The sequence below is a fragment of the Ruminococcus hominis genome (genome assembly GCF_014287355.1).
Taxonomy (GTDB): Bacteria; Bacillota; Clostridia; order Lachnospirales; family Lachnospiraceae; genus Schaedlerella; species Schaedlerella hominis.
In genome coordinates this window covers 3,087,691-3,103,700 of the sequence record NZ_JACOPE010000001.1, presented here as the reverse complement: position 1 = coordinate 3,103,700, position 16,010 = coordinate 3,087,691, and the positions used below count along the sequence as shown (strand labels likewise).

General features: G+C 38.2%; 14 protein-coding genes and 3 tRNA genes. All 17 read left to right on the top strand.

Going from position 1 to position 16,010, the window contains the following annotated elements:
• Nucleotides 1–56: 56 nt before the first annotated feature.
• The 17 genes from H8S40_RS14125 (at nucleotide 57) to H8S40_RS14045 (ending at nucleotide 15,395) form a co-directional block, all read left to right on the top strand.
• Entirely contained in the window at nucleotides 57–1,250 is a 1,194-nt protein-coding gene (locus H8S40_RS14125) for a DUF5711 family protein (protein ID WP_186865455.1), read from the top strand.
• A gap of 9 nt (nucleotides 1,251–1,259) precedes the next feature.
• Complete coding sequence (locus H8S40_RS14120; RefSeq protein WP_022075370.1) at nucleotides 1,260–2,078, top strand: CvpA family protein; 819 nt, start codon at nucleotides 1,260–1,262, stop codon at nucleotides 2,076–2,078.
• Nucleotides 2,079–2,147: 69 nt separating this feature from the next.
• Nucleotides 2,148–2,220 (top strand) — tRNA-Ala (locus tag H8S40_RS14115).
• Nucleotides 2,221–2,266: 46 nt separating this feature from the next.
• Nucleotides 2,267–2,338, top strand: a tRNA-Asn gene (locus H8S40_RS14110).
• Between the two features lie 169 nt (nucleotides 2,339–2,507).
• The gene (locus tag H8S40_RS14105; RefSeq protein ID WP_186865454.1) at nucleotides 2,508–2,798 is read left to right on the top strand and encodes a GIY-YIG nuclease family protein; all 291 of its coding nucleotides are present in this window, start codon (nucleotides 2,508–2,510) and stop codon (nucleotides 2,796–2,798) included.
• A 137-nt stretch (nucleotides 2,799–2,935) separates the two neighbouring features.
• Entirely contained in the window at nucleotides 2,936–5,152 is a 2,217-nt protein-coding gene (gene nrdD / locus H8S40_RS14100) for an anaerobic ribonucleoside-triphosphate reductase (RefSeq protein WP_117989994.1), read from the top strand.
• Nucleotides 5,153–5,412: 260 nt separating this feature from the next.
• A complete protein-coding gene (locus tag H8S40_RS14095; RefSeq protein WP_186865453.1) occupies nucleotides 5,413–6,747 on the top strand; it encodes an ATP-binding protein in 1,335 nt (444 codons plus the stop codon).
• Nucleotides 6,748–6,789: 42 nt separating this feature from the next.
• Nucleotides 6,790–7,848, top strand: coding sequence for a 16S rRNA (cytosine(1402)-N(4))-methyltransferase RsmH (gene rsmH, locus H8S40_RS14090; protein ID WP_186865452.1), 1,059 nt, complete (start codon nucleotides 6,790–6,792; stop codon nucleotides 7,846–7,848).
• 7 nt (nucleotides 7,849–7,855) lie between these two features.
• Nucleotides 7,856–8,416 (top strand): anaerobic ribonucleoside-triphosphate reductase activating protein, encoded by a 561-nt coding sequence (gene nrdG / locus H8S40_RS14085; RefSeq protein WP_366482592.1) that lies wholly within the window; start codon nucleotides 7,856–7,858, stop codon nucleotides 8,414–8,416.
• Between the two features lie 10 nt (nucleotides 8,417–8,426).
• A complete protein-coding gene (locus H8S40_RS14080) occupies nucleotides 8,427–8,954 on the top strand; it encodes a hypothetical protein (RefSeq protein ID WP_186865450.1) in 528 nt (175 codons plus the stop codon).
• A 225-nt stretch (nucleotides 8,955–9,179) separates the two neighbouring features.
• Nucleotides 9,180–10,112 (top strand): cysteine synthase A, encoded by a 933-nt coding sequence (gene cysK, locus H8S40_RS14075; RefSeq protein ID WP_118724091.1) that lies wholly within the window; start codon nucleotides 9,180–9,182, stop codon nucleotides 10,110–10,112.
• Nucleotides 10,113–10,160: 48 nt separating this feature from the next.
• Complete coding sequence (locus tag H8S40_RS14070; RefSeq protein ID WP_022074938.1) at nucleotides 10,161–11,468, top strand: O-acetylhomoserine aminocarboxypropyltransferase/cysteine synthase family protein; 1,308 nt, start codon at nucleotides 10,161–10,163, stop codon at nucleotides 11,466–11,468.
• 25 nt (nucleotides 11,469–11,493) lie between these two features.
• Nucleotides 11,494–12,531, top strand: coding sequence for a [FeFe] hydrogenase H-cluster radical SAM maturase HydE (hydE, locus tag H8S40_RS14065; protein ID WP_186865449.1), 1,038 nt, complete (start codon nucleotides 11,494–11,496; stop codon nucleotides 12,529–12,531).
• 144 nt (nucleotides 12,532–12,675) lie between these two features.
• Nucleotides 12,676–12,747 (top strand) — tRNA-Cys (locus tag H8S40_RS14060).
• Nucleotides 12,748–12,841: 94 nt separating this feature from the next.
• Complete coding sequence (locus H8S40_RS14055) at nucleotides 12,842–13,576, top strand: ABC transporter ATP-binding protein (RefSeq protein WP_022074940.1); 735 nt, start codon at nucleotides 12,842–12,844, stop codon at nucleotides 13,574–13,576.
• Between the two features lie 4 nt (nucleotides 13,577–13,580).
• Nucleotides 13,581–14,507, top strand: coding sequence for a SufB/SufD family protein (locus tag H8S40_RS14050; protein ID WP_118724093.1), 927 nt, complete (start codon nucleotides 13,581–13,583; stop codon nucleotides 14,505–14,507).
• Between the two features lie 42 nt (nucleotides 14,508–14,549).
• Nucleotides 14,550–15,395, top strand: coding sequence for an AraC family transcriptional regulator (locus tag H8S40_RS14045; RefSeq protein WP_366482589.1), 846 nt, complete (start codon nucleotides 14,550–14,552; stop codon nucleotides 15,393–15,395).
• The last annotated feature ends 615 nt before the right edge of the window (nucleotides 15,396–16,010 follow it).

The following is a 16,010-nucleotide window of genomic DNA, read 5'->3' as shown; positions in this document are numbered from 1 at the left end:
ATGCTATAATGAGCGTTAGTAAGCGTTGGAAAAACATATTAAGAGGTAAGTATAATATGGTACGAAAGAGAAAATCTACACTGAAGGCGTCGGGGACATTGTCAATGGAAGAAATAAACTATTTGACAAGAAAATACCGGACTGCCCGGGCCAAGAGAAATGCAACAATTCTCTTTTTTCTTATTATGGTAGTGGCCGGAACTTATATGCTTATAACAGAACACGCATATTCAAAGGTTTATAAAGCCGCATCTTACACGAAGACATCGTCAGATAACAATCAATATGTTGCATTTCATAATGGAATTGTTCGTTATAGCAGAAATGGTGTGACATATCTAAATCATAAGAATAAAGAGTTGTGGATTCAGTCAGGACAATTTAAAAATCCAATCATTGATGTAAATAAAAACGTGTTTGCAATTGCTGATTGTGGAGGAAACTCCGTTCAGATTTTTGACCGTAAAGGGTTAAAAGGGGAATTTGAGACGACATTGCCGGTTGAAAAGATTTCTATTTCAAATCAAGGTGTTATAAGCATAATTTTGAAGAACGGGAATACACCTTATATAGTGACTTATGATTCTTCGGGCAATATTCTGGTGGAAAATGAAGTTTCGGTAAGCAGTCTCGGATATCCGACAGCGTTGGATATGTCCGAAGACGGTACAGTGCTGGCAGTGACTTATCTGGATACAGGAAACGGAAGCCTCAAATCAAAAGTGATTTGTTACAATTTCGGAGAAAAAGGTAAGAATAAAACAAATCACATCGTCAGTCAGAAAGAATATGATGAAGAGATTATGCCGGAAATTTATTTTATGGATAAATCCAATCTTGTAGTTGTTTCCGATCATTCTTTTATAATCTATTCGGGTAAGGATGTTCCGAAGAAAAAGAAAGAAGTTACGTTGAAGCAAGAAATCCAGGGTACCTTTCACACATCAAAATATATCGGTTTCATTTTGTTGAAAGAAGATAAAACCGGTTATGAAGTGTGTTTGTATAACAAGGCAGGAAAGCAGATCATGTGTAAAGACATAAAAGGTGAATATAGTAATGTCAGCATGACCGGAAGCGAGATTATTATGTATGAAGGCAGTAGATACTGTGTTATCACAAAGACAGGTGTAGAGAGGGTTAATAAGGATTTGGGAATGAATATTTTATCAGTCATTCCGGCAAATGGAATTAATAAATACTGGGTGATGGGGACAAATGAATTGCGTGTGATTTATCTGGTACGATAGGAGAAAAATATGGATAACTGGTTGTTGATTATTGTAGGAGTAATATTTTTACTGTGCATTGCAGTGGGATATATAAGAGGATTTTTTAAAATTGGATTATCATTATTGTCATCGGTTCTGACAATTGTGATTATGATGTATTTATCTCCATATGTGGCAGATGCATTGGCAAAATATACTCCGATAGATGAAATGATAGAAAAGAAGTGTGTAGAATCGTTTATGCCGGAGGTGTCGGGTTCTATTTTCGAGGGAAAGGATTTGACAGGGACACCATTTGCAAATATTGATGATGATACATTGCAAAATATTGCAAATGAGGACTGGAAGAGAATCGGGATCACAACAGATGATATTTTGAATGTTATTGGAGAAATTCCGAAGGATCAGCAGATCAGTCTGATTGAAAAATCAAATTTGCCATCGTTCTTAAAAACTGCTTTGCTGGAAAATAATAATTCGGAAATTTATGATGAACTGGGCGTGTCTAAATTCCCAAATTATGTTGCAGAGTATATCTCAAGAATGGTGATAAAGATACTATCATTCTTGGTTACATTTGTATTGACATTTGTGATCGTGCGGGCACTGATGGTGGCGGTGGACATTATAGGCGAGCTGCCGATGCTGGGCTTTCTGAATCATTGCGGAGGCGGAGTGCTGGGACTGGGTGTCGCTCTGGTGATTGTCTGGCTTCTGTTTCTTGTGCTGACACTAATCTATTCAACAGATGTGGGTAAACAATGTTTTGAACTGATAGAGAAAAGCCCGGTTCTCACGGGATTGTATCAAATGAATCCGCTGTTGACAAAATTGCTGTCATTTTAAAAAAATTGTCTTGACAACTTTTATGGGATTATGTTATCCTATAAAAGTTGTAAGACAAAACAATGTTATGGGGGATTAGCTCAGTTGGGAGAGCGCCTGCCTTGCAAGCAGGAGGTCACGAGTTCGAATCTCGTATTCTCCACTTATCCCAGTATCAATTGATACTGGGATAAATTGAATATAGGTATTCCTCGATAGCTCAGCGGCAGAGCATTCGGCTGTTAACCGAAGGGTCGTTGGTTCGAACCCAACTCGGGGAGTTGAGATGAGACGCAGACAGTAATGTCTGCGTCTTTTTGTGCAGATTTAATAAAACGCAGACTTGGGCTTGCATTATAAACAATGCATGGTGTAGAATACTATTTAGTGCGCAAAGAAAGAATGCCGGGAGCAGAAACTGTTCCCGGCATTTAAAGGGAAAAAAGAAATATGAACTATACTTATATTTTGAAATGTAAAGACGGCAGTTTTTATACCGGATGGACGAATAATCTGGAAAAAAGGATAAAGGATCATAATGCGGGAAAAGGGGCAAAGTATACAAAAAGCAGATGCCCTGTAGAGCTGGTATATTATGAGACTTTTGCTACAAAAGAAGAAGCGATGCGACGAGAATATGCTGTCAAGCAATTATCACGTATAAAAAAAATACAATTGATATCTGGTAAAAATAAAGTAGCTCAAACCCTACTGGTTGAGCCAAAAAATGAAATTGTCTGAAAACAAGAGAAGAAAAGGCTTAAATTTGTACTTCCTTTTCTGTGCAAGATGATGTATGATAGATTCAGACACTTCACACAAGATATAGTGTATGAAAAAGTATAGAACGGAATATATAGTAACAGGAGGAGATTGTGATGAGCCCGGAAGTAAAGACAAAAGTAATAAAAAGGAATGGAAAAGAGGTATCTTTCGACATTTCCAAGATTACACATGCAATTGAAAAGGCGAATGAAGAAGTTGATAATCTCCATCAGATTAACATCTTCCAGATTTCAGCAATTGCAGATAAGATTGCAAAAGAAGTAGAAGAATCTACACATGCAGTGAATGTAGAGGATATTCAAGATCTCGTTGAGACCGGCATCATGGAGATGCGAGGATATGAAGTGGCACAGAAGTATGTGCGCTATCGTTATAAACGTGAGATGAAGAGAAAGTCCAACACAACAGATAACGGCATTCTTGCATTGTTGGATCATATCAACGAAGAAGTTAAACAGGAAAATTCTAACAAGAATCCGGTAATCAACTCAACACAGAGAGATTATATGGCAGGAGAGGTCAGCAAGGATCTTTCAAGACGTGTATTACTGCCGGAAGAAATCGTGCAGGCACATGAGCAGGGGATTATCCATTTCCATGATACAGATTATTTTGCGCAGAGAGAACACAACTGCGATTTGATTAACCTGGAAGATATGCTTCAGAATGGTACAGTGATCAGTGAAACTATGATTGAGAAACCACACAGCTTTTTTACAGCTTGTAACGTGACAACACAGATTGTTGCACAGGTTGCAAGTAACCAGTATGGCGGACAGTCATTCACACTGGCACATTTGGCACCGTTTGTTGACATTAGCCGAAAGAAAATACGTGCAAATGTTATTGCAGAGCGTAAAGAATGTGGCGAAGTATTAGATGAGACAATTATTGATAAAGTGACAGAGCGCCGACTTCGTGATGAAGTAAGAAGCGGTATTCAGACAATCCAGTATCAGCTTATTACATTGATGACATGTAATGGCCAGGCACCATTTGTAACGATGTTTATGTATCTGGATGAAGTACCGGAAGGTAAGACAAGAGATGATCTGGCTACTATTATTGAAGAGGTATTGATCCAGAGAATGCAAGGCGTAAAGAACGAGAAAGGTGTATGGATTACACCGGCGTTCCCAAAACTGATTTACGTGCTGGATGAAGATAATATTACAGAAGATTCAAAATACTGGCACTTAACGGAGTTAGCTGCACAGTGTACAGCAAAGAGAATGGTTCCGGATTATATTTCCGCAAAGATTATGAAGGAACTGAAAAAAGGTGAAGTTTATCCATGTATGGGATGCCGTTCATTCCTTACGGTTGAAGATAACCAGCTCAATGCAGACGGTTCGCATAAGTTTTATGGACGATTTAATCAGGGAGTTGTTACCATCAACCTTGTAGATGTAGCATGTTCTTCAAACGGAGATATGGATGAATTCTGGAAGATTCTGGACGAACGTCTTGAATTATGTCATAGAGCACTTCGCTGCAGACATGAGCGTTTGAAGGGAACAATTTCTGATGTCGCTCCGATCTTGTGGCAGAATGGTGCACTCGCACGATTGAAAAAAGGAGAGACAATCGATAAATTATTATATGATGGATATTCAACGATTTCTCTTGGATACGCAGGACTTTATGAGATGTGTATGAGAATGTATGGTAAATCACATACAGATCCGGAAGCAAAACCATTTGCACTTAAAGTTATGCAGCATTTGAATGATAAATGTAATGAATGGAAAGCGGCTGAGCATATTAGTTATTCTATTTACGGAACTCCGATGGAGTCTACAACTTATAAATTCTCAAAATGCTTGCAGAAGCGTTTTGGAATTATTCCGGGAGTTACAGATAAGAATTATATTACAAATAGCTATCATGTGCATGTTTCAGAAGAGATTGATGCATTTAGTAAATTGAAATTTGAAGCTGAATTCCAGAAGCTTTCACCGGGTGGTGCAATCAGCTATGTGGAAGTTCCGAATATGCAGAACAACATTCCGGCAGTATTAGCTGTTATGAAGTTTATTTATGAAAACATCATGTATGCAGAGTTGAATACAAAGAGTGATTATTGTGAATGTTGCGGATATGACGGAGAGATTAAGATTATAGAGGAAGATTCCGGTAAACTGGTGTGGGAATGCCCAAACTGTGGAAATCGTGACCAGTCAAAGATGTCGGTAGCCCGCAGAACATGTGGATATATCGGAACACAGTTCTGGAATCAGGGGCGTACACAGGAGATTAAAGACAGAGTATTGCATTTATCTAATCATACAAATCCGGAGTACAAATAAAATCTAGTTTTTTAAAAGGGTGGCGAATGAAAAGCCACCCTTTATTTATTACTGGACTGAGAAATTACGCTCATGAAATGTGATAAAAATAGAAAAATACACTCATAAAATGTGATAAAAAGCGAAAAATACGCTCATGAAATGTGATAAAAAGTGAAAAATACGCTCATGAAATGTGAAATATGATTGGAATATCTTCATAAAATGTGATAATATGAATATATTATAAAGTAGGTAAGATACAACATGGAGGCATTGATATGTATTTGAAAAGAAAAATCGATGAGTATTTGTTGGAGTGGAAACAGAAACCAGATAAAAATCCGTTAATTATAAAAGGTGCAAGGCAAATAGGAAAGACGGAATCAATAAATCATTTTGCGGAAATCAATTATGATAATATTGTGTATATCAACTTTGTTTTTGAGCAAAAGTATAAGACGATTTTAAGTGATGGATATGAAGTGGAAAATATTATAAAAAATATTTCTCTATTAGATCCGACAAAGCGGTTTGAACCGGGAAAAACATTGATTGTTTTTGATGAATTGCAGGAATTTCCGGATATAGCGACATCTTTAAAAGCATTTAAGGTAGATGGAAGATTTGATATTATTTGCAGTGGCTCTCTACTAGGTGTTAATTACAAAAAGATTCATAGCAACAGTGTGGGATATAAAACAGATTATGAAATGTTTTCTATGGATTTTGAAGAGTTCTTGTGGGCAAAAGGTTATTCAAAGGTTCATATTCTGGAAATATTAGAACATATGAGAACAGGAACTGCATTTAATGAAACGGAGTTGAATGTATATAAAAAATTATTTCTTGAGTACTGTGTATTAGGTGGAATGCCGGCAGTAGTAAAACAGTATATAGAGACGAATACATTTACAGATACTTTGGAAATTCAGAATCAGATACGGATGGATTACGAGGAAGATATACGTAAATATGCAGAGGGACTGGATCAGGCAAAGATTGCAAGTGTATATAGGAGTGTACCGGTACAGTTGGCGAAGGAGAATAAAAAGTTTCAGTTAAGTAAAGTGACGAAAAACTCCAGAAGTCGTGAGTATACCGGGTGCATTGACTGGTTAAGAGATGCAGGTGTAGTTTCTGTGTGTAATTGCCTGTATTTTCCGGAACTACCTTTAAAAGGCAATTATGATGACACAAAATTTAAATTATATTATCCAGATACAGGACTGCTGATTTCTACGTTAGATGAGGAAGCACAGGAAGATTTACGTGCGAATAGAAATCTTGGAGTATATAAAGGGGCTTTATATGAGAATTTTGTAGCAGAAGCATTTTTAAAACAGGGGCTTGGGCTGTATTATTATAAAAAAGAAAATTCTACATTAGAAGAAGATTTTTTTGTGCGTACAAAAACAGAACTTGTTCCAGTTGAAGTAAAAGCAAATCGAAATCGATCAAAATCTTTGAGGCAATTAATTGAAAACAAAAATTACAGTGATATTCATTGGGGAATTAAACTGGCAGATAGTAATTTGGGAATTGAAAATAATATTTGTACATTTCCATATTTTTGTACATTTTTGCTGAAACGCTATCTTGCAGAAAGAGATTGAGATATACTATTACTTATAGTTTGTAGAGGAAAGGAAATCAATATGGAAAAGGAAACACAGACACCGCACAAGAGACGTGTGCGCTACAAAGGAAAATACCCAAAGAAGTTTGAGGAAAAGTATAAAGAGTTACAACCGGAAAAATATCAGGATACAATTCAGCATGTTATCCAGAAGGGAAACACTCCGGCAGGGATGCATATTTCCATTATGGTGCAGGAGATTCTGGAGTTCTTGAAGATTCAGCCGGGAGAGATTGGATTTGATGCGACGCTGGGGTATGGCGGACACACGAAAGCGATGCTTCAGTGCCTGGATGGGAAGGGACACATTTATGCGACAGACGTGGATCCGGAGGAATCAGCAAAAACAAGAAAACGTCTGGCAGATCAGGGATTTGGCGAAGACATTTTGACAATTCGTTTGCAAAATTTCTGTACAATAGATGAGATAGCCAAAGAAGTAGGCGGATTTGATTTTATTTTGGCAGATCTGGGAGTATCATCAATGCAGATTGATAATCCAAAGAGAGGATTTTCGTTTAAGGTAGACGGGCCATTAGATTTGCGTTTGAATCAGGAGAAAGGAATCAGTGCAGCAGAGCGTCTCGATACAATTTCAAGAGAAGAGCTTGCAGGAATGTTATATGAAAATTCGGACGAGCCATATTGTGAGGAACTTGCAAAAGCAATTACAGATGAAGTTCGAAAGGGCAATCGAATCGATACTACTACAAAACTCCGACAAGTAATTGAAAAGACATTGGATTTTCTTCCGGAAAAAGAGAAGAAAGATGCAGTTAAAAAAACGTGCCAGAGAACATTTCAGGCGTTGCGTATAGATGTGAATCGAGAATTTGAAGTGTTGTATGAGTTTATGGAAAAGCTGCCGTTGGCACTTCGTCCGGGTGGCCGAGTGGCAATTTTAACATTTCATTCGGGAGAGGACAGGCTTGTGAAACGTGCGCTGAAGGATGGGTATAGGGCCGGTATTTATTCGGATTATGCTAAGGATGTGATTCGTCCGTCGGCACAGGAATGTGCACAGAATGGAAGGGCAAGATCGACGAAGATGCGTTGGGCTGTGAAAGCAGAGGAATAATAAAGCTTTGAGAATAGAGAAAGCAGATGGAGGACTAACAATGCATTATGGTGAAATATTAATCGCAGATTGTGCAAACGGAGTTGGAATCAGGGTGAGTTTATTTGTATCCGGTTGTACAAATCATTGCAAGGGTTGTTTTCAGCCTCAGACATGGGATTTTAATTATGGAATGGAATATACACAGGAAACAGAAGATTTTATTATCAGTGAAGTATCTAAACCATATTATCAAGGGTTGACAATACTCGGAGGCGAACCGATGGAGCCGGAGAATCAAAGGGAACTTGTAAAACTAATCCGGAGAATGAGAAAAGAATGTCCGGACAAGGATATTTGGGTGTATTCGGGATTCATTGTGAATGAGGATTTAATTCCGGGCGGAAGAAAATATACAGAAGTAACAGATGAAATACTTGGAAATATTGACATTCTTGTGGATGGTAAATTTGAGGAAGACTTGAAAGATATTTCACTTAAGTTCAGAGGCTCCAGAAACCAGAGAATTATAGATATGAAGAAAAGCAAAGAAAAAGGACAGCTTGTGCTGTCTGATTTGAATAAATAGGAGAGGCAGTATGATACAGCAAGAACAAAATTACCGGGTGATACTGAATAATTGTAAAGGTAAAGAGTTGGAGATAGCAAGATATCTACATATAATAACCGGGATGGAAGAACATGAAGCCCGAAAAATTGTATCGAACCTGCCAATTATTCTTTTTGAAAGTCTGGATGGCGAAGTATGTTCTTATATAGAAGAAGCATTTGATTTTTATGGAATTAAATATAAGATGGAGCCGGTAGACGAATGGTATGATATACCGGAATATCCTTCGAAACAAGTAATTGCCCTTGGATTGATGGTAGATTATATCGGACAGGGAACAGATTATGCTAATATAGCAAGAAAATATGATTTTAAGATCAATGGGAATTTAAGGAAAACTCCATTTTTTGTGAAAGATGGATTGTCGGAGAAGCAGGCTGTTGCATTGAAACAGGAATTACGTAATATGGGGATGTCTGCACAGGTGATTCGCAGTTCCAGTGAGATACAGGCGATTAAGAAGAGAAGCCTGCTAGGAGTATTGTTCTCGAAATAGGGAAAGCGGGGACCAGTGCCATTCGGGGACGGAGTTTAGTGGCTTTTTTACTCGTAAAAAAGCCACTAAACTCCGTCCCCGAATGGCACTAACTCCCCTCCCTAATTGGCTCCCTTAGCAAAAACAAAAAACATAAAAACCTACTTGACAAATAGGTAAAACAGGAATATAATAACTTTAACGCGTTAAACATACTAATTGTATAGGAAAGGTAGGAATCGTAAAATGGCAAATATTTATAAAAATACATTGGAATTGATAGGAAATACACCTCTTGTAGAGGTAACGAATATTGAAAAAGAGTTAGGGTTGGAAGCAAGAGTTCTTGTAAAGCTTGAATACCTGAACCCGGCAGGAAGTGTAAAGGACAGAATTGCGAAAGCGATGATCGAGGATGCAGAGAAAAAAGGAATTTTAAAAGAAGGTTCTGTTATTATTGAGCCAACTTCAGGAAACACAGGAATCGGACTTGCATCTATCGCAGCAGTAAAAGGATATCGAATGATTCTTACTATGCCAGAGACAATGAGTGTGGAACGACGCAATATTTTGAAAGCATATGGAGCAGAGGTGGTTCTGACAGAAGGCTCACAGGGAATGAAAGGTGCAATCGCGAAAGCAAATGAGCTTGCAAAAGAAATTCCGAACAGCTTTATTCCGGGACAGTTTGTAAATGCAGCCAATCCGGCAGCACATAGAGCTACTACAGGACCAGAGATTTGGAACGACACAGACGGTGAAGTAGACATTTTTGTGGCAGGTGTTGGTACAGGCGGAACACTGACAGGTGTTGGTGAATATTTGAAGTCTCAGAAAGCAGATGTGAAAGTTGTAGCAATTGAGCCGGCAACATCACCGGTTCTTTCAGAAGGAAAAGCAGGAGCTCATAAGATTCAGGGAATCGGAGCAGGATTTGTACCGGATGTGTTAAATACAAAAGTGTATGATGAGATTATCACAATTGAAAATGATGATGCATTTGCAACATCAAAACAGTTTGGAAAATTAGAGGGAATTCTGGTAGGTATTTCTTCGGGAGCAGCTCTTAAAGGAGCGATTGAACTTGCAAAACGTCCGGAAAATAAAGGGAAAACAATCGTAGCATTGTTGCCGGATAGTGGAGACAGATATTATTCAACTCCGTTATTTATAGACTAATAAAAACTTGAACCCAAAAAACAGCACAGGCAAAGGAGATATGGAACCATGGCAAAAATTACAAGAGATCAGAGAAATTTTAAATTCGAAACATTACAGTTACACGTAGGACAGGAAACTCCAGATCCGGTTACAGATGCAAGAGCAGTACCGATTTATCAGACATCATCATATGTATTTCGTAACAGCCAGCATGCAGCAGATCGTTTTGGGTTAAAAGATGCCGGAAATATTTACGGACGTCTGACAAATCCTACAGAAGATGTATTTGAGAAGAGAATTGCAGCATTGGAAGGTGGTACAGCAGCCCTTGCAGTAGCATCAGGAGCAGCAGCGATTACATATACAATTGAAAATCTTGCTCAGCAGGGAGATCATATCGTATCTGCTAAAAATATCTACGGAGGTTCATTTAACCTTCTTGAGCATACACTTCCAAATTATGGAATTACGACAACATTCGTTGACATTTTCAACTTGGAAGAGGTTGAAAATGCGATTCAGGAGAATACAAAAGCAATTTACATTGAGACTCTTGGAAATCCAAATTCAGATGTAGTTGATATTGAAGCAGTTGCAAATATTGCACATAAACATAAAATTCCACTTGTTGTAGACAATACTTTTGCAACACCTTACCTTGTAAGACCAATTGAGTACGGCGCAGATATCGTAGTTCATTCAGCAACAAAATTTATCGGTGGACATGGAACAACAATCGGTGGAGTTATCATTGAAGGTGGTAAATTTGACTGGGAGGCTTCAGGAAAATTCCCTTCACTGACAGATCCAAATCCAAGCTATCATGGTATCAGTTTCACAAAAGCTTGTGGAGCTGCAGCATTTGTAACAAAGATCAGAGCAATCCTTTTAAGAGATACAGGAGCTACAATTTCTCCAATCAGTTCATTTATTTTCCTGCAGGGACTTGAGACACTTTCACTTCGTGTTGAACGTCACGTAGAAAATGCACTGAAAGTTGTAGAGTATCTGAATAACCATCCACAGGTAGAGAAAGTACATCATCCATCTGTAGATTCAGATCCAAAACAGCAGGAGCTTTATAAGAAATATTTCCCAAATGGAGGAGGTTCTATCTTCACATTTGAAATTAAAGGAGATGCAGCAAAAGCTCAGGAATTTATTGATAATCTGGAATTGTTCTCATTGCTGGCAAATGTGGCAGATGTGAAATCACTTGTTATTCATCCTGCAACAACAACACACAGCCAGTGCACAGAAGAAGAACTGCTTGATCAGGGAATCAAACCAAACACAATTCGTCTTTCAATCGGTACAGAAAATATTGATGATATTCTTCAGGATTTGGATGAGGCATTTAAAGCAGTTCAATAAGAATAGATAAAAATTTGGGGGAAATATGAAGGCGGTAGATAAATTAATCCAGCGTCAAAAATTAACAAAAGAAGAGTTTATAGAAATTTTAAAACAGCAGGATGATCCGGATATCCGAGAGCTTCTAAAAGAAGAGGCCATCAGGTTAAGAAAACACTATTATGGAACGAAGGTATTTACAAGAGGGCTGATTGAATTTACAAACCATTGTAAAAACGATTGTTACTATTGTGGGATTCGAAGAAGTAATAAAAATGCAAAACGATTTCGTTTATCGCAGGAGGATATCCTGGCATGCTGTGAGAATGGTTATGAATTAGGCTTTCGGACATTTGTTCTGCAAGGCGGGGAAGATGTCTGGTACACGGATGCAAAACTGGTGGAGATTATTCGCAGAATCAAGACCTTATATCCGGAATGTGCAGTAACACTTTCAGTAGGAGAAAAATCTTATGAAAGTTATAAAGCTTATAAAGAAGCAGGGGCGGACCGCTACCTGCTTCGTCATGAGACTGCGGATGAACAACATTATGGAGTATTGCATCCGGCAGAGATGAGTCTTGCAAATAGAAAACAATGTTTGTATGATTTGAAGAAATTAGGATACCAGGTGGGAGCAGGATTTATGGTAGGCTCTCCGGGACAGAGCGTGGAAACTTTGGCAGAAGATTTATTATTTTTGCAGGAGTTACAGCCACAGATGGTAGGCATCGGTCCGTTTATTCCGCATCATGACACCTGTTTTGCTGAAAAATCAGCGGGAAGTGTGGAGAAAACATTATTTTTACTGTCTGTAATTCGTATTTTACTGCCGACAGTATTGCTTCCGGCAACGACAGCTCTTGGAACAATGGATCCGCAAGGAAGAGAAAAGGGACTCTTGGCAGGAGCAAATGTTGTAATGCCAAATTTGTCGCCCCTAAAGACAAGAAAACAATATGATTTATATGATAACAAGATCTGCACCGGAGAAGAGGCAGCAGAATGCAGAGAGTGTCTGGATAAGAGGATAGAATCTGTAGGTTATCAACTGGTAAATGAAAGAGGAGATGCTGTTCTGTAAAAAGAGCGGCATTTTTTCTTCTTTCTGAGAAGATTTTGTGCAAAAGAGAAAATCTCCTGCAAAATAAAACAAAAATTTATTTGACTCCACTAAAAATACTTGGTATAATATAAAACAGTTATGGATACCATATCTATATAGTGAGGCGCAGTAGCCAAGTGGTAAGGCGTGGGTCTGCAACACCCTGATTCATCGGTTCAAATCCGATCTGTGCCTTTTATCTATAAAGCCTGGAAATGCTAAGTTTCTCAGGCTTTTTTTATATATCAGGAAAGTGTTTTCCTAAATAAAATTATACGAGGTGAGGAAAGTGTTAAAAGCAGAAAATTTAACATTATATGTAAATGATAATGGGAGTCGAAAATGTCTTCTCAATGATATTTCATTTCATGTAGATGATGGGGAGATGTTAGTGATTACCGGACCAAATGGTGGTGGAAAATCTACGTTGGCGAAAACATTGATAGGAATTGAAAAGGCAGATAGTGGAAAAATCATGCTGAATGAGCAGGATATTACAGATTATGATATTAATCATCGGGCAAATGCAGGAATCGGATATGCATTCCAGCAGCCACCAAGATTCAAAGGAATGCCTGTTTCCAAGCTTCTTACATTGGCAGCAGGAAGAAGTCTGTCAATTGATGAATGCTGTGATTTGCTTACTGCAGTAGGATTATGCGCAGAAGAGTATGTAGAGCGTCAGATAGACGGGACTCTTTCTGGTGGAGAGATGAAGCGAATCGAGATTGCATCGGTGCTGGCAAAAGACCATGAATTATGTATTTTCGATGAGCCGGAAGCAGGAATAGATTTGTGGAGCTTTTCAATGTTAATACAGAAATTCGAAGAGATGCATAAAGAAAAGAAGCAGAGTCTGATCGTAATCTCACATCAGGAAAAAATCATTGATATGGCAGACCGTATTATGATCATCGACGATGGAGAGATTAAAAAAATAGGCAAAAGAGAAGATGTTCTTCCGTATCTAAACGGAGTTCAAAAGTGTCATAACTGCGCAGAAAACAGAGAAAGGAGAGCATAGACGGATGGTAAAGTTAGATCAGGTTACAGAAGAAGTATTGAATGTTATTAACGATAACAAGTTTAGTCAAAGCGGAGCTTTCAATCTGCGTCAAAACGGAACATCAATATGTCATGGAGACAGCGAACATATTAAGATAAAAAAGAAAGAGGATAAACCGGGAATAAACATTTATATCGATGGAGAAACAAAAGGCGAGGTAGTTTATATTCCTGTTGTTGTCAGTGTATCTGGAATGACAGATCTTGTTTATAATGATTTTTATATCGAAGACGGTGCAGATGTGTCGATCGTAGCAGGATGCGGAATCCACAATAGCGGATGTAATGAGAGCCGCCATGACGGAATCCATACATTCCATGTTGGAAAGAATGCAAATGTACGATATGAGGAAAAGCATTATGGTGAGGGAAATGGTACGGGAGGAAAAGTTTTAAATCCTGTTACTAATATTTATATAGGAGAAAATTCTGTATTTACATTGGATACAGCCCAGATAAAAGGCGTTGATTCGACAGTCCGCGAGACAATGGTGGAAATGGAAAAAGACGCAAAGTTGTATGTGACAGAACGTCTTATGACAGAAGGAGAGCAGACAGCAGAATCGAATATAGAAGTGAGATTAAACGGAGAAGACAGTTCCGCACAGATTATTTCCCGTTCAGTTGGAAAAGGCAGATCTGTCCAGACATTTCATCCAAAGGCTGTTGGAAATAATAAATGTCAGGCACATATTCAGTGCGATTCTATTATTATGGATGATGCAGAAGTCGGCTCAATTCCAGAAATCAGAGCACGTAATTTGAATGCAGCGATTATCCATGAAGCGGCAATCGGTCGAATTAACGATGAGCAGCTGTTAAAATTGCGTACACTTGGTCTGACAGAAGAAGAGGCTGAAAATGTTATTATACAGAACTTCTTAAATTAGAAACACAGGAAATGATATGGCAGAAAAAGAAGGTAGATAAGGTTGAATAATACGGAAAAGTATAGCCATGAATTGATTGTACCAAATGAAGATTTACCATTTAAAATGTTTTTGTTTGAAGGAAGTCAGGGAAATTATTTCAGAGATAAACATTGGCATCGCTCGATTGAGATATTTGCAGTATATGAGGGTGGATTAACTTTTTATATCAATGAAGAGAAACATCCGCTTGAGGCTGGAGAATTCATGCTTGTCAATTCTAATGAGATACATTCTATTGATGCGCAAGAGAAGAATCAGACAGTTGTTCTTCAAATGCCATTAAAAACTTTTGAAGATTATTTTACAGGCGAGCAGTTCATTCGCTTTACACATGATTCTACCGTGCAAGATGAGAAGGTCATGGAGTTGATCTGGAAAATGTACGACGCATATCTTGGCAAACAAAGTGGATATGAGATGAAGGTGAAAAGCTATTATTACATGCTTCTCTATTTGTTAGTTACAAAATATCGTGAGCTGGATGTCGACCAGGACATGTTAAAGCGAAACAAGAAACTGACACGATTATCAACCATCACTGCATACATAAAAGATCATTATACAGAAGAACTTTCATTGGAAACACTGGCCGAAATCTTTGGTTATTCGCCGACTTATTTGTCAAGAATGTTCCAGAAATATGCAGGAATCAATTATAAGAGTTATCTGCAGAGTATCCGGGTGCAGTATGCATATCAGGAGCTGACGAACACGGAGCATACGATTAGTGAGATTGCGTTGAACAATGGGTTTCCGAACAGTAAAGCACTGGCGAAGGCGTTTCGGAAGAAGTATGGAGTGCTGCCGAGTGAGTATCGCAGGGCAGGATTTCGAGAGGATTCGTGAGTGATGAGGATATAGGGGCCTTGTGTGAAATTGCTATTTAGTTCACTAAGTGGCAATACGTTCCTTACAAAAAATTGATATAAGAATTCTTGCTCAGATTCTATGAGCGGGAGACACATAAGAGCGTAAATTTTTGCTAAAAGCAAATGAATTTGAACTCAAATTTGCTGCTACGCAGCTTCAAACACGTTCGTTCAAATTCATTAACGCAAAAATTTACGCTCTAAGTGTCACCAGCGCCCATTTCATATTCGCTCGAATTTCTTATATCAATTTTTTGCAAGTAATGTATTGACTCAAGTTGTGAAGTAAATAGCAACAAAGGATATTGAGCGACAATATCTGCGATAGTGGATTTTAGAGCATTGAAGATGCAAAATTTTGATGGAGAGCATCTGCACGTTATCAAAAACGTGGGATGTAGATGCAAAATTTGCGAAGGGAGTATCTTTAAATCCCAGAAAAGGCAAGATGTAGATACAATTGTACATGATAGGCAGGCTTAAAAGTATCTGCAAGTTCGAAGAAAAGCAAGTTGCAGATACATCAATCTCAAAAAAAGCATCTGCAACAGTGAATATCAGGTCTTGCAGATACATCAGTTGTCAAAAAAGC

What these genes read in the sequence shown, in the direction of transcription:
- H8S40_RS14125 (WP_186865455.1), top strand. Translation starts at nt 57, where the DNA reads ATGGTACGAAAGAGAAAATCTACACTGAAGGCGTCGGGGACATTGTCA.
- H8S40_RS14120 (WP_022075370.1), top strand. Translation starts at nt 1,260, where the DNA reads ATGGATAACTGGTTGTTGATTATTGTAGGAGTAATATTTTTACTGTGC.
- H8S40_RS14105 (WP_186865454.1), top strand. Translation starts at nt 2,508, where the DNA reads ATGAACTATACTTATATTTTGAAATGTAAAGACGGCAGTTTTTATACC.
- nrdD (WP_117989994.1), top strand. Translation starts at nt 2,936, where the DNA reads ATGAGCCCGGAAGTAAAGACAAAAGTAATAAAAAGGAATGGAAAAGAG.
- H8S40_RS14095 (WP_186865453.1), top strand. Translation starts at nt 5,413, where the DNA reads ATGTATTTGAAAAGAAAAATCGATGAGTATTTGTTGGAGTGGAAACAG.
- rsmH (WP_186865452.1), top strand. Translation starts at nt 6,790, where the DNA reads ATGGAAAAGGAAACACAGACACCGCACAAGAGACGTGTGCGCTACAAA.
- H8S40_RS14080 (WP_186865450.1), top strand. Translation starts at nt 8,427, where the DNA reads ATGATACAGCAAGAACAAAATTACCGGGTGATACTGAATAATTGTAAA.
- cysK (WP_118724091.1), top strand. Translation starts at nt 9,180, where the DNA reads ATGGCAAATATTTATAAAAATACATTGGAATTGATAGGAAATACACCT.
- H8S40_RS14070 (WP_022074938.1), top strand. Translation starts at nt 10,161, where the DNA reads ATGGCAAAAATTACAAGAGATCAGAGAAATTTTAAATTCGAAACATTA.
- hydE (WP_186865449.1), top strand. Translation starts at nt 11,494, where the DNA reads ATGAAGGCGGTAGATAAATTAATCCAGCGTCAAAAATTAACAAAAGAA.
- H8S40_RS14050 (WP_118724093.1), top strand. Translation starts at nt 13,581, where the DNA reads ATGGTAAAGTTAGATCAGGTTACAGAAGAAGTATTGAATGTTATTAAC.